Annotated in this window: 11 protein-coding genes; 5 read left to right on the top strand and 6 right to left on the bottom strand. The window is 63.2% G+C overall.

Going from position 1 to position 13,314, the window contains the following annotated elements; genetic code table 11:
* Nucleotides 1–229 precede the first annotated feature (229 nt).
* Entirely contained in the window at nucleotides 230–1,186 is a 957-nt protein-coding gene (locus tag IFT58_RS13345) for a TerC family protein (protein ID WP_188325535.1), read from the top strand.
* 136 nt (nucleotides 1,187–1,322) lie between these two features.
* Nucleotides 1,323–2,102: a rhomboid family intramembrane serine protease gene (locus IFT58_RS13350; protein ID WP_192095449.1), complete on the top strand. Its 780-nt coding sequence runs from the start codon at nucleotides 1,323–1,325 to the stop codon at nucleotides 2,100–2,102.
* Between the two features lie 96 nt (nucleotides 2,103–2,198).
* On the opposite strand, the gene IFT58_RS13355 is transcribed toward IFT58_RS13350, so the two are convergent.
* The 6 genes from IFT58_RS13355 to rpmH form a co-directional block, all read right to left on the bottom strand.
* Nucleotides 2,199–3,290 carry a glycerophosphodiester phosphodiesterase gene (locus IFT58_RS13355; protein WP_192095451.1) on the bottom strand — a complete coding sequence of 364 codons (1,092 nt, stop codon included), beginning with the start codon at nucleotides 3,288–3,290 and terminating at the stop codon, nucleotides 2,199–2,201.
* Nucleotides 3,291–3,357: 67 nt separating this feature from the next.
* The gene (locus tag IFT58_RS13360; protein ID WP_192095454.1) at nucleotides 3,358–4,407 is read right to left on the bottom strand and encodes a PDDEXK nuclease domain-containing protein; all 1,050 of its coding nucleotides are present in this window, start codon (nucleotides 4,405–4,407) and stop codon (nucleotides 3,358–3,360) included.
* A gap of 192 nt (nucleotides 4,408–4,599) precedes the next feature.
* Nucleotides 4,600–5,946, bottom strand: coding sequence for a tRNA uridine-5-carboxymethylaminomethyl(34) synthesis GTPase MnmE (mnmE, locus tag IFT58_RS13365; protein WP_192081941.1), 1,347 nt, complete (start codon nucleotides 5,944–5,946; stop codon nucleotides 4,600–4,602).
* 75 nt (nucleotides 5,947–6,021) lie between these two features.
* Entirely contained in the window at nucleotides 6,022–7,725 is a 1,704-nt protein-coding gene (gene yidC, locus IFT58_RS13370; protein WP_188325540.1) for a membrane protein insertase YidC, read from the bottom strand.
* Nucleotides 7,725–8,219, bottom strand: a complete 495-nt coding sequence (gene rnpA / locus IFT58_RS13375) for a ribonuclease P protein component (protein WP_188325541.1) — start codon at nucleotides 8,217–8,219, stop codon at nucleotides 7,725–7,727. Before rnpA ends, yidC begins: the two co-directional genes overlap by 1 nt.
* Before the next feature lie 5 nt (nucleotides 8,220–8,224).
* A complete protein-coding gene (gene rpmH, locus IFT58_RS13380; RefSeq protein ID WP_006404565.1) occupies nucleotides 8,225–8,365 on the bottom strand; it encodes a 50S ribosomal protein L34 in 141 nt (46 codons plus the stop codon).
* 254 nt (nucleotides 8,366–8,619) lie between these two features.
* Here rpmH and dnaA point away from each other — a divergent pair, with 254 nt between their 5' ends.
* The 3 genes from dnaA (at nucleotide 8,620) to recF (ending at nucleotide 13,232) form a co-directional block, all read left to right on the top strand.
* Complete coding sequence (gene dnaA / locus IFT58_RS13385; RefSeq protein ID WP_188325542.1) at nucleotides 8,620–9,975, top strand: chromosomal replication initiator protein DnaA; 1,356 nt, start codon at nucleotides 8,620–8,622, stop codon at nucleotides 9,973–9,975.
* A gap of 275 nt (nucleotides 9,976–10,250) precedes the next feature.
* The gene (gene dnaN / locus IFT58_RS13390) at nucleotides 10,251–11,351 is read left to right on the top strand and encodes a DNA polymerase III subunit beta (RefSeq protein WP_192081942.1); all 1,101 of its coding nucleotides are present in this window, start codon (nucleotides 10,251–10,253) and stop codon (nucleotides 11,349–11,351) included.
* Nucleotides 11,352–12,137: 786 nt separating this feature from the next.
* Nucleotides 12,138–13,232 (top strand): DNA replication/repair protein RecF, encoded by a 1,095-nt coding sequence (gene recF, locus IFT58_RS13395; protein WP_192095456.1) that lies wholly within the window; start codon nucleotides 12,138–12,140, stop codon nucleotides 13,230–13,232.
* The last annotated feature ends 82 nt before the right edge of the window (nucleotides 13,233–13,314 follow it).

Raw genomic sequence — 13,314 nt, forward strand, 5'->3', positions numbered from 1 at the left:
AGCGCCGTTATGCCCGCAGAATCGGCCGCAGAAGGGGAGTAGCTCCCAACGTTGTCGCCGTCAATTCGAGCCCGCAGGCTCCGGTGCAACGGCAGTCCCAGTACACCGGGGCTGCGAGCGAGACCTTCGCCGTACTGGCGAAGCTCTGTCCCTGGATCCCCTCCCGATCCTCCGTTGCAGACCCTCGCCGTCCGGCTTGAGATGTTTCCTTTTCTTAACGGACAAACCCATGCAGACGATCGGCAATTTGTGGTTATGGCTTGGCTTCGGCGCGGTGGTGATCATCGCGCTGCTCGTCGACCTCGTATTGATGCGCCACGGCGGCCCGCACAAGGTCACCTTCAAGGAAGCCCTGTGGTGGTCGATCGGCTGGGTGCTGCTCGCCCTGGCCTTCAACGGCGGCCTTTGGTACTACCTCAATGAGACCGCGGGCCAAGTGGTGGCCAACAAGGTCGGCCTCGAGTTCCTGACCGGTTACCTGGTCGAAAAGGCGCTGGCAGTCGACAACATCTTCGTCTTCCTGATGATCATGGGCTACTTCGCGGTGCCCGAAGAACAGCGACAGAAGGTGCTGATCATCGGCATCCTGGGCGCGATCGTGCTGCGAACGATCATGATCTTCGCCGGTAGCGTGCTGATCACCCAGTTCCATTGGCTGCTCTACGTGTTCGGCGCCTTCCTGCTGTTCACGGGTTGGAAGATGTGGTTCTCTGCGGGCCAGGAGCCCGACCTGGAAAGCAATCCTGCCCTGCGCTGGATGCGCAAGCACCTGCGCCTGCTGCCGGACTATGCCGGCAACGCCATGAGCGTCATGCGTGACGGCAAGCGGTGGTACACCCCGTTGTTCGCGGTGCTGATCCTGATCGCGGTCACCGACGTCATCTTCGCGGTGGACAGCATCCCGGCGATCTTCGCCATCACCACCGACCCGTTCATCGTGCTCACCTCGAACGTGTTCGCGGTGCTGGGCCTGCGCGCGATGTTCTTCCTGCTGGCCGGCATGGCCGATCGCTTCCACCTGTTGCCGTACGGCTTGGCGCTGGTGCTGGGCTTCATCGGCATCAAGATGATGATCATTGACCTGTTCAAGATCCCGACCCCGATCTCGCTGGGCGTGGTCGCGCTGATCATCGCCATCACCGTGGTGCTGAGCCTGAAGATCCCGCCCAAGCACGACAAGGTGTGATCCCCCGCGTCGCCGGTCCTGCGGGGCCGGCAGCGCGCGCTGTTCTGACGGGTCGGCGGGGATTGTCCCGCCGGCCCGTTTTACTTTCCCACCCTGCCGGGGTTGGTTTCGCCCCGGCCACCGCCATTGCTTGGATATGAACGCCAACGCACCCGTGCCAGCCGGCAAGACCCCGGCCCCGCCTCCTGAACGCCTGCGCATCCTGCGCGCCTTCAACCTGAGCCTGGGAACGGTCGTGCTGCTGGTGGCGATCTTCGCCCTGCAGAGCTACTTCGATTGGCGGCCCTGGGCCGTCGCGCCACTCGACATCGCCGGCCTGCTGGGTCTGCTGGGTGCGCCGCTGCTGCACGGCTCTGTGGAACACGTGGCCGCCAACAGCGTGGCGCTGCTGATCCTGGGCACGCTGGCCGGCAGCGTGTACCCGAAGGCGACACTGCGCGCGCTGCCGCTGCTGTGGATCGGCTCGGGCATTGGCGCTTGGTTGCTGGGCGACCCCGGCAGCCTGCACTTGGGCGCAAGTGGCGTTACCCATGGCTTGATGTTCCTGCTGGCCAGCCTGGGCCTGCTGCGTCGCGACCGTGCCGCCATCGCCACCGGCCTGATCGGCATGCTGTTCTACGGCGGCATGTTGATGACGGTGCTGCCGCATACGCCGGGGGTGTCGTGGCAGTCGCACATGGGCGGAGCATTCGCCGGCATCATCGCGGCGTTGCTGTTCCGCCACAGCGACCCGATGGCCGTACGGCCACGCTACAGCTGGGAAGACGAAGAAGAGTCCATCGAAGCCCTGCCCGATGACGAACTGGAGCCCCCCTCACCGCGCCAGGTGCCGGTGCTGTGGCAGCCGCGCGAGGGGAAAGACTACGTGGTGCTGCCGTTCCGCCGCCCGGGCCAGGACGACGCGCGCCAGGACTGACCCTGCTCCTGGGGTAGCGCCGAGGCGTGCTCGCCGGGAGCTTTGCACGCGTTCCGATGGATTCCGCCGAGCGTGGCCCGGCGCTACTGTGCGACGTCAGGGGCCGTCGACGGCCTTACGGCCCAGTGCTGGATCATCGGTGAAGAACGCATCGATGCCGGTGGCCAGATAGGCCCGCATCTCCGCGACGGAGCCCTCGTTGTTGCGGGCGTTCGGCTCACCGGTGCGCAGATTCGCGGCAATGAACGAGTTCTCTGGCCGGAAGGTATAGGGGATCACCATCAGCCCCGCCGCGTGCGCGTCGCGCACCAGCGTGGTCGGCGCACCCAGCGCTCCCTTTGCGTCCAACGGAATGATCGAGCGCAGTTCCGGACCAATGCCGTCGGCGTAGGTGGCGATCTCTTTCAGGCCGGCCGGGGTCAGCATCTGCGCATAGGTCAGCGTGCCACCGGCCCTGGCGATGTCCGCGGGCTGCGCATCGCCTTTCCAGGTCAACTGCAGCAGACGGATGTTGCTGCCACGTCCGATTTTCCCGCGCAGGTAGCGCAGGTTGGCGGTCTCGAACGACTGCAGCGTGACCGGCCCTACCTTGGTGTAGGGGTTGGCCTGCAGCGCGGCCAGCACCTTGTCCTCCATCGGCAGGCCGATGGACTGGAAGTAGCTGGGGTGCTTGATCTCCGGTACCAGACCGATGCCCTTGTTCGCGCGCCCGGCCTGCTGCACCAGGAAGGCCAGGATCTCGTCGAAGGTGGCGATGCGGAACTGACCATCGAACGCGGTACTGCGCAGGGCCGGCAGGCGCTCGCGCACGTACAGCGTCTTCAGCTCGGCCAGGGTGAAGTCCTCGCTGAACCAGCCATCCACCTGCTGGCCATCGATCGTCTTGCTGGTGCGGCGGTCAGCGAACTCTTTGCGCGACGCGACGTCGGTCGTACCGCCGATCTCGTTCTCGTGGCGCGCCACCAGCACACCGTCCCTGGTCATGACCAGGTCGGGCTCTATGTAGTCGGCGCCATCGCTGATGGCCTGCGCATACGCGGCCAACGTGTGCTCGGGCAGCAAGGCACTGGCCCCGCGGTGGGCATAGACAGATGCCTTGCCCGGTGCAGCTGAAGAAGTTTCGGCGCTCATGGCCACCGATGGTGCCACGGCCAGCGAGAGGAGCAACGCACAACCCCACGACTTCACAGACTTTCCCCTTGGGTGATGAATGCGGCGAGTATGCGTCGGCAATATGACAGGGGGAGGTTGCGCGTCACCCGGCTTTGGTCGGACCGTCTGCAAGCTCTTTCTCGAGCTGTTCGATGCTGGGCAGGCTTGTCTGCAGCGGTTCGGGCAGCGGTCCCAGCACCTTGTATTCGGCAACACCCATCGGTTGCACGTTCTCACTCAAAGCGTACTCCGCCACGACTTTATTGCGCTCCTTGCACAACAGCAATCCGAGGGTCGGATTGTCATCGGCCCGCTTTTTCTGCTGGTTCACGGCCGTCAGATAGAAGCCCAGCTGCCCCAGATGCTCGGGTTTGAACTTGCCCGCCTTCAGCTCTACGACGACATAGCAGCGAAGGTGCAGGTGGTAAAACAGTAGATCGATGAAGAACTCTTCCCCCGCCACTTCGATGAGCACCTGCCTGCCTACGAATGCGAAGCCGGCACCCAGCTCCAGGAGAAAATCAGTGGCGTGCCGGACCAGGCCGTCTTCCAACTCGCGCTCGCTGGCCTCGCGTCCTACCGCGAGAAAGTCGAATCGATAGGGGTCTTTGAGTGTTTCGCGGGCGAGGTCTGAATGTGCCTTGGGAAGGCGCAGCTCGAAGTTGGTGACGGCAGAGCCGGTGCGTTCGAGCAGTTTTCCTTCTATGTTCAGCACCAGCACGCTCCGCGACCAGTTGTGCTGTATGGCCTGGTTCGCGTACCAGATACGTTCCGAAGACGTCGATAGCTTGTCCAGCAACATGAGTTGATGGCCCCAAGGCAATTGTGCAACCACCTGTTGCACAAATGCAGGGTCCGGCCATGCCTCGGCAAAGGCACGCATGTATTTCAGGTTTCGCGGCGAGAAGCCCTTTGCCTGCGGAAAGGCCAGGCGAAGGTCATGGCCAAGACGGTCAATGACTTTGCTACCCCAACGCTGCTCGGCTTGCCGAACAAGAATGTCACGTCCCATCTCCCAGTAGAGCAGGACGAGCTCGCGGTTTACGGCCAGCGCGGCACGTTGCTGGGCAGAGTTGATGCGGTGTTTCAGCTCGTCCAGCCAATCGGCATAGCCTTCTGGTGGGGCAATGAGGGAAACGGGATATGGGGTCATGGGCGGGCTTCCGGCGGTCACACCAGCGTGTGATGCGAGGAAGGGTCAGACCATGCGTTTATCTTCAACTGATCATCGTTCTTACTGAGGATTGCGGACGAATTCCTGTCGTCCGCTTATCGTCGAATGTCGTGGTGCCGTTGGAAGGCAGCCGACTGAAGTCGGCTCTACCAGGTGGCTCAACCTGGCGGCCTACTTGCCGATGCAGAAGCTGGAGAAGATGCGGCCCAGCAGATCGTCCGCGCTCATCGCGCCGGTGATCTCGCCCAGGGCGTCGTGTGCCAGACGCAGCTCTTCTGCCGCCAGTTCCAGATGCTCGTGTGCCAGCTCGCCATCGGCCTGCAGCGCATGTTCCTGCGCGCGCTCGATGGCATCGACATGGCGGGTACGCGCGGAGAACTCGCCGTCCACCTGTTCGCCCGCACCGGCGCTGGCGATCGAACGCAGTCGTGCGTGCAGCTCGTCCAGACCGGCACCGGTGGCCGCTGAAACGAAGACGCGGTCCGCATCGTTGCTGCCAGAACCCGGCGGCAACAGATCGGACTTGTTATGGATGTAGACCTTGTGCGGCACGCCTTGCAACGACGCACCGATGGCCGCTTCGCCCGCGGCGGGATCGCGCGCGTCCAGCACGATCAACGCAAGATCGGTGCGTTCGATTTCGGCGCGTGCGCGTCGCATGCCTTCACGCTCGATCGCATCGCCGCCATCGCGCAGGCCAGCCGTATCGACCAACGTGAGCTCCAGCCCGTCCAGGCGGATCGTCTCGCGCAGGGTGTCGCGGGTGGTGCCGGCAATGTCGGTGACAATCGCCCGTTCGCTACCGGCCAGCGCGTTGAGCAGCGAGCTCTTGCCGGCATTCGGCGGGCCGATCAGCACCGCATGCAGGCCGTCGCGCAGGCGGCGCCCACGTTCGGCATCGCGGCGCAGCAGCGACAGCGTTTCACGTGCCTGCAGCAGGCCACGCCGCACCTGCTCACCGCCCAGCGTATCCAGCGGTTCGTCGGCAAAATCAATGGCCGCCTCCACATGGATGCGCAGCCTCACCAACTGCTCGGCCACCTCATCTACGCGGCGCGAAAACACGCCATCCAGGGAACGGCGCGCGGCGCGCGCGGCACGATGGTCGCCGGCCGCGATCAGGTCGGCGATGGCTTCGGCCTGGGCCAGGTCCAGCTTGCCGTTCAAGAACGCGCGTTCGCTGAACTCGCCCGGTCGCGCCTGGCGCGCACCGAGTGCGATGCAACGTGCAACCAGTTGCTGCAGCACCACGGGGCTGCCATGTCCCTGCAGTTCCACCACTTCTTCGCCGGTGAAGCTGTTCGGTGCAGGGAACCACAGCACGATGCCATCGTCGATCACGTCGTTGTGCGCATCGCGCAGGCGCGCGTAGTGCGCATGGCGCGGCCGCAGCACCGGCGCGCCGAGCAGGTGGGCGATGGTCGCCGAGCGCGGCCCGGAAAGGCGCAGCATGCCCACGCCGCCGGCACCGGCAGCGGTGGCGATGGCAACTATGGTGTCGGTTGCAGTGGTATCCATGGCGTGCATTGTGCGGCGTTGCTTCACGGGGAGCCAGAAGCAGGAAACCCGCCTTTCGGCGGGTTCCTGTGTGGCTTACTTCTTGGTCGCGACGGCGGGGACCGGGTCGCCGCCATGGCGCTTGGTCATCCACCACTGCTGCAGCAGGCCCAGGCCACCGTTGACCACCCAGTACAGCACCAGGCCGGACGGCATGAAGGCCATCATGACGCCGAACACGATCGGCATCATCTGCATCATCTTCTGCTGCATCGGGTCCATGCCCGGTGCCGGCGTCAGCTTCTGCGTCGCCCACATCACCGCCACGTTGATCACCGGCAGGATGAAGTACGGGTCACGCGCGGTCAGGTCCTGGATCCAGCCCAGCCAAGGGGCCTGGCGCAGTTCCACCGATTCGACCAGCACCCAGTACAGCGCGAAGAAGATCGGCATCTGGATGAGGATCGGCAGGCAACCGCCCATCGGGTTGATCTTTTCCTTCTTGTACAGCTCCATCATCGCGGTCTGGAACTTCTGGCGGTCATCGCCGTAGCGTTCCTTCAACTGCGCGATGCGCGGCTGGAAGCGACGCATTTTCGCACCGCTCTTGTACTGCACCGCCGACAACGGATACAGCACCATCTTCAGCAGCACCACCAGGCCGACAATCGCCCAGCCCCAGTTGTTGACCAGCTTGTGCACCTGGTTCAACACCCAGAACAGGCCCTGGCCGATCACGGCCATCAGCGAGAAGCGGCTGTAATCGACGACACGGTCCAGGCCGGGCACGTCTTCCTTGGCGATCTGGCTGACCAGCTTCGGGCCGACCCACAGACGTGCTTCGCTGCTGACCTGCTGGCCAGGTGCGACGTTGAAGGCCGGGCCGCGGGCTTCGATCTGGTCACGACCGTCATGCTGGGACAGCACGTAGTGGGCGACCTGATCCTTCTGCGGGATCCACGCGGTGAAGAAGTGGTGCTGCAGCATCGCCAGCCAGCCGCCGGTGATGTTCTGGTTCAGCGCGCCATCGTCCAGGTAATCCTTGAACGCACGACGCTGGTACTTCTTGTCGTTGTCGTACCAGGTGGCACCGTTGAAGCTGAAGGAGTCCGGGTTGGTCATGCTGCGCGACAGGATGGTCGGGCTGCGGTCCAGCGTCCGGTAGACATAGCCGCTCCACGGCGCCGCGCCATTGTTGCGGACCACGTCCTTCACCTGCACGGCGTAATGGTTCCGCGACAGCGTCAGGGTGCGATCGATGACCACGCCATTCGGGCCATTCCAGACAAACGGGACCTGCAGCTCGTTCTGGCCGTCGGCCAGCACGAAGTCGCGCTGCTCGCCCACCAGCTTGAAGCCTTCTGCGCCCGGCACCGGCACGCTCTTGTCTTCGCTGGCCCAGCCACTGACGGCGCTGTACGGGTGAACGGCATCTTCGGTCAGCAGCCGCACCGGCGGGCTGTTGTCGTCCTTGGTCTGCGGGAACTGCAGCAGCTCGGCATCCAGTACGCGGCCACCATCCAGCACCAGACGCAGGACGTCGGTGGTGATGGTGATGCGCTGGCTGGCCGGCGCGGCCGTGGCCTGTGCCGTGGCGGCAGCCGGGGCACCATTGGCGCCGGGGACCTGCGCGCCGGGCACGCCGCCCGGGGTGGTACCCGGCACAGCCTGCTGGGTTGCCGGGGCCGACGTCGTGGCGGCGGTGACCGGCGGGGCAGCCTTTTCACGGCCCCACTCCATCCACAGCAGCACGGCTACCATCAGCCAGGCAAAAATCAGGAAAATACGGGTCTGGTTCATCAGCGGACAGGCTCTGCGTTGCCGGGACGTGGTGCCGGCTCATTCGAAGAAGGCGATGCGACGCCGTCGGGAGGCGGCATTGTGCCGTCCAGGACCGGAGCGGGCAATGCACCAAGGCGACGCAACAGGCGCAGGAAGGCCTGACGGATCTCGTCGTTGCTGGCTGCGCGCGCCGCACTGCGGGCCACGACGACAACATCGCCTGGCTGCAGATCGGCACGGCAATGACGCATGGCGTCGCGCAGGACGCGCTTGATCCGGTTACGCCCTACGGCGTGCGGATCCACCTTGCGTGAAACGGCCAGACCCATTCTGGCCGGCCGGTCTCCCGGCAGCCAGTGAAGGGTCATCAGCGGTTCGGACACCCGGCGGGCGCCGTTGAAGACCGTAGAATATTCGGCACGCGTGCGAACACGCGCAGAGCGAGGGAATCGCTTGCGCGGGTCGGCATTACTCACTATCGGAAGGATTGCGTCTGCCGCGGGAAGCGGCATGGCAATCAGGCGCTCAGGACTTTGCGGCCCTTGGCGCGGCGACGCGACAGGATCTTGCGGCCGTCTGCGGTCTTCATACGGGCACGAAAACCGTGGTCGCGCTTACGCTTGAGGTTGCTGGGCTGGAAAGTGCGCTTGGTGGCCATGTTGGGCCTCTCGTATGAAATGGACGGAAAGAACCGGCAATTCTGGAGGTCATACCCCCCTCAAGTCAAGCCCTTGTGACTACGTTATTTCATGGGGCTGTGCAATAGCTGTGGATGATTTTGTGAATAACTGGGGGACAACCATTCCAGAGCCTGCCGCGCGGTGGTAGTCTGAGTCATCCTTTTCCCCCTTTCCGGCCAGTCGGGACGGTGCTTTCCTGCGCCCTCCCCCCGGCCCAAGATGATTATTGCCGATGGATGCCTGGTCCCGTTGTCTCGAACGCCTTGAGGCGGAATTCCCGCCCGAGGATGTTCACACCTGGCTGAAGCCGCTGCAGGCCGATCTGCGCGCTGACGCCTTGATCCTCTTCGCTCCGAATGCCTTCATCGTGGACCAGGTACGCGCCCTGTACCTGCCACGCATCCGCGAGCTGCTGACCCATTTCGCAGGGTTTGGCGACGTTTTTCTTGAAATCGGCTCGCGTCCGCGGCCCATGGAGACGCAGATCGCGCCGAATCCGGGGCTGTTCACCGGCGGTGCCTCGCCCGCTGCGCCACCGCTGGCCAGTGAGCCGGTGGTGCCGTTCGCCGGCAACATGGATTCGCACTACACCTTCGCCAATTTCGTCGAAGGCCGGAGCAACCAGCTGGGTCTGGCCGCCGCTTTCCAGGCCGCGCAGAAGCCGGGTGATCGTGCGCACAATCCGCTCCTGTTGTACGGCGGCACCGGTCTGGGCAAGACCCACCTGATGTTTGCCGCCGGCAATGCGATGCGCGAAGCCAATCCGCATGCCAAGGTGCTCTACCTGCGCTCGGAACAGTTCTTCAGCGCGATGATCCGGGCCCTGCAGGAAAAGACCATGGATCAGTTCAAGCGCCAGTTCCAGCAGGTGGACGCGCTGTTGATCGATGACATCCAGTTCTTTGCCGGCAAAGACCGGACGCAGGAAGAATTCTTCCATACGTTCAACGCGCTCTTCGACGGCAAGCAGCAGATCATCCTGACCTGCGATCGGTATCCGCGCGAAGTCGAGGGCCTGGAAGCGCGCCTGAAGTCGCGGCTTGCCTGGGGCCTGTCGGTCGCCATCGAGCCGCCGGACTTCGAAACGCGCGCGGCGATCGTGCTGGCCAAGGCACGCGAGCGCGGTACTGAAATCCCCGACGATGTTGCGTTCCTGATTGCCAAGAAGATGCGCTCCAATGTGCGCGACCTCGAGGGCGCGCTGAATACCCTGACCGCCCGGGCCAATTTCACTGGCCGTGCGATCACTACCGACTTCGCCCAGGAAACCCTGCGCGACCTGCTTCGGGCCCAGCAGCAGGCCATCAGCATTCCCAACATCCAGAAAACCGTCGCCGACTACTACGGGCTGCAGATCAAGGATCTGCTGTCCAAGCGGCGGACCCGTTCACTGGCCCGGCCACGCCAGGTGGCGATGGCGCTGACCAAGGAACTGACCGAGCACAGCTTGCCCGAGATCGGAGACGCCTTCGCCGGACGTGACCACACCACGGTGCTGCATGGCTGCCGCCAGATCCGGACGTTGATGGAAACCGACGGCAAGCTGCGGGAAGACTGGGACAAGCTGATCCGCAAGCTGAGCGAATAATGCACGGACGCCATTGAGGCGTCATCGCACAAAACGGTGCAGAATCCGGGGGCAAGCGTGGGGCATGTTGTGGATAAAAAGCCTGCTGTAGACGCCTCGGATTTTATCCACAGCTTTCCCCACCCCTTGAGGGGCGGTATTCCAGAGGGTTTCGAGCATGAAATATTGTTTGGAAACAAATACTTAGATGTGTTTTCCCTTAATTCTGGCTCTACCATCACCACCAAGCTTTTGATTTATTCCACATCTTTTAAAGCATAGGGGCACGGAACCACATGCGTTTCACACTGCAGCGCGAAGCCTTTCTCAAGCCGTTGGCACAGGTCGTCAACGTGGTCGAACGCCGCCAGACCCTGCCGGTTCTGGCAAATTTCCTCGTCCAGGTCAAAGACGGGCAGCTTTCGCTGACCGGTACGGATCTGGAAGTTGAAATGGTGTCGCGGATCGCGGTTGAAGATGCTCAGGACGGCGAGACAACCATTCCGGCCCGTAAGTTGTTCGAGATCATCCGGGCCCTGCCTGACGGCAGCCGGATCACGGTCTCGCAGACCGGCGACAAGATCACCGTGCAGGCCGGCCGCAGCCGGTTCACGCTCGCTACCCTGCCCGCCAATGATTTCCCGTCGGTCGACGAGGTCGAGGCCACCGAGCGTGTGGTGATCGGCGAAGCCACGCTGAAGGAGCTGATCGAGCGCACCGCGTTTGCGATGGCCCAGCAGGACGTGCGGTATTACCTCAACGGTCTGCTGTTTGACCTGCGTGGCGATACGCTTCGCACGGTGGCCACTGACGGACACCGTCTGGCCCTGTGCGAGACCGACCTGGCCAAGCCCAGCGGTTCCAAGCGCCAGATCATCGTGCCGCGCAAGGGCGTCACCGAGCTTCAGCGTCTGCTGGAAAGCGGTGATCGCGAGATCGAGCTGGAAGTGGGCCGCAGCCATGTCCGCGTCAAGCGCGACGATGTCACCTTCACTTCGAAGCTGATCGACGGCCGGTTCCCGGATTACGAGGCCGTGATTCCGATTGGCGCCGACCGTGAGGTCAAAGTGGACCGCGAAGCACTGCGCGCCTCTCTGCAGCGTGCGGCGATCCTGTCCAACGAGAAGTACCGCGGCATCCGCGTCGAAGTCTCGCCGGGCAATTTGAAGATCAGCGCGCACAACCCGGAACAAGAAGAAGCCCAGGAAGAAATCGAAGCCGAGACCACGGTCTCCGATCTGGCGATCGGGTTCAACGTGAATTACGTGCTGGATGCCCTGTCAGCGCTGCGCGACGAGTTCATCATCGTGCAGCTGCGTGATTCGAACTCCTCCGCACTGGTCCGCGAAGCCAGCAGCGAGAAGTCTCGCCACGTGGTGATGCCGCTGCGTCTCTGACATCCGGTTCCACGTGGAACAAGAAGCGCCCGGCATGTTCGGGCGTTTTTTTTTGTTCCACGTGGATCATCCGTAGCGGGTGCAACGTCGTGCCACTGAATCGCCCGATGGACCGATGGGGTCTTCGGTGCGGTGTTTGTTGGCCCGCCGTTCGTCAGCTGCCCTGGTGCGGCGGGCCAGATCACGATGGTTTGCCATGTCCGTCGCACTTCCCTGTTTTCGATTATCCACATCCCGGTGGGACCCGATCGGAGGGGCTGCCAAGCTTTTAAATCTGGGTATAAATCTAAAGCATGGTGGTGATGGTAGGGCCAGATTTCATGTATAACTGGCCTATCTGTATGATTTATATACGTTTATTAGCCTTGAAACCCCCCTTCCAAGTGGGGGGTGGGCTGGGGGAATACCTGTGGATAGATTTCGAGCCTTGGTAAAACCGCTTTTTTATCCACAGCTTGCGCAGAGGTTGTGTATAAGTAATCCCAAGGGTTTCAAGACGGCTCCGGCTACGCCGTGAATTTCTTGAAATCTGATGGGGCGCGCGGGTTGGGACCCAGCAGAATTCAAGGATTCGACGCCTTTCACGTGGAACCGCGACCCGCGAAGGGCGCAGATTCTTGAAATCTGACGGTTGGCGCGACCAGCGAGACCACAGAACGCAGCGGATTTGAGCCAATTGAGCTGCATCGCTGCCCGATCTCCGTGGCCAGTCGATGCCCTTGACCGATGCAGTAAGCTGGTAGATCGCTCACCCTCCCGCGCCGTCGATTCCGGCAACCTCCCTTCATGCAGATCCGCCGCCTTTCCCTTCAGCACGTACGTCGATTCGAGTCGGCAGACCTGTTGCCACAGCCGGGTATCAACCTGCTGACGGGCGACAACGGCGCCGGAAAGACCAGCGTGCTCGAAGCGCTGCACCTGATGGCCTACGGGCGCAGCTTCCGCGGCCGCGTGCGGGACGGTTTGATCCGTCAAGGCCAGGAATCGTTGGACGTTTTCGTGGAATGGGACGAATCCAACGCCGAAGGCAGGGAAATCCGGCGTCGCGCGGGTCTTCGTCATTCTGGACAGGACTGGAAAGGCCGGCTGGACGGAGAAGATGTCGCGCAGCTGGGAAACCTGTGCGCAGCCTTGGCCGTGGTGACCTTTGAGCCCGGCAGCCACGCACTGGTGAGCGGGGGCGGCGAGCCCAGGCGTCGATTCCTGGATTGGGGTCTGTTCCACGTGGAACCAGACTTTCTCTCCCTGTGGCGGCGCTACTCCCGGGCGCTGAAACAGCGCAATGCCCTGCTGAAGCAAGGGGGAGCGCCGCGAATGCTGGATACATGGGATCATGAGCTCTCGGAGGCGGGAGAACCGCTAACCAGTCGGCGTTTTCATTACCTGGAGCGCCTGCAGGCCCGAGCCGTGGAACTGGCCGCCGAACTGGCGCCACAACTGGACGTGCAGTCAATGACGCTCAGCCCTGGCTGGCGCCGCCACGAGGTGTCCCTCGCCGATGCGTTGCTGCTTGCGCGCGAACGAGACCGGCAGGCGGGCTATACCTCGGTGGGACCGCACCGTGCGGATTGGACGGTTGGCTTCGGCAGCATCCCGGGGCGCGACGCACTGTCGCGTGGACAGGCCAAGCTGACTGCCCTCACCTGCCTGTTGGCCCAAGCCGAAGACTACGCGGTGCAACGCGGGCACTGGCCGGTTATTGCACTGGATGACCTGGGATCAGAGCTGGATCGCAACCATCAAGGCCGGGTGCTGGACCGACTACTGGCTGGCCCGGCGCAGATATTCATCACCGCCACCGAAACCCCATCACCACTGCTGGATCGTACCGATATCGCGCGGTTCCACGTGGAACATGGCCAAGTGACCGGTGTGCCATAGTGGTCCACGGGGTAGACCTGCCCGGCTGGTATAATTCAGGTTGTATCACCCCTTCTTTCTCGGCGCGCCATTCGTTGGCGCC

Source organism: Stenotrophomonas sp. CFBP 13718 (assembly GCF_014842145.1).
Lineage (GTDB): Bacteria > Pseudomonadota > Gammaproteobacteria > Xanthomonadales > Xanthomonadaceae > Stenotrophomonas.

Excerpts from the sequence above, each read along its gene's own strand:
- IFT58_RS13350 (WP_192095449.1), top strand. The coding sequence starts at position 1,323 with ATGAACGCCAACGCACCCGTGCCAGCCGGCAAGACCCCGGCCCCGCCT.
- dnaA (WP_188325542.1), top strand. The coding sequence starts at position 8,620 with ATGGATGCCTGGTCCCGTTGTCTCGAACGCCTTGAGGCGGAATTCCCG.
- recF (WP_192095456.1), top strand. The coding sequence starts at position 12,138 with ATGCAGATCCGCCGCCTTTCCCTTCAGCACGTACGTCGATTCGAGTCG.
- rpmH (WP_006404565.1), bottom strand. The coding sequence starts at position 8,365 with ATGGCCACCAAGCGCACTTTCCAGCCCAGCAACCTCAAGCGTAAGCGC.
- dnaN (WP_192081942.1), top strand. The coding sequence starts at position 10,251 with ATGCGTTTCACACTGCAGCGCGAAGCCTTTCTCAAGCCGTTGGCACAG.
- mnmE (WP_192081941.1), bottom strand. The coding sequence starts at position 5,946 with ATGGATACCACTGCAACCGACACCATAGTTGCCATCGCCACCGCTGCC.
- rnpA (WP_188325541.1), bottom strand. The coding sequence starts at position 8,219 with ATGCCGCTTCCCGCGGCAGACGCAATCCTTCCGATAGTGAGTAATGCC.
- IFT58_RS13345 (WP_188325535.1), top strand. The coding sequence starts at position 230 with ATGCAGACGATCGGCAATTTGTGGTTATGGCTTGGCTTCGGCGCGGTG.
- yidC (WP_188325540.1), bottom strand. The coding sequence starts at position 7,725 with ATGAACCAGACCCGTATTTTCCTGATTTTTGCCTGGCTGATGGTAGCC.
- IFT58_RS13360 (WP_192095454.1), bottom strand. The coding sequence starts at position 4,407 with ATGACCCCATATCCCGTTTCCCTCATTGCCCCACCAGAAGGCTATGCC.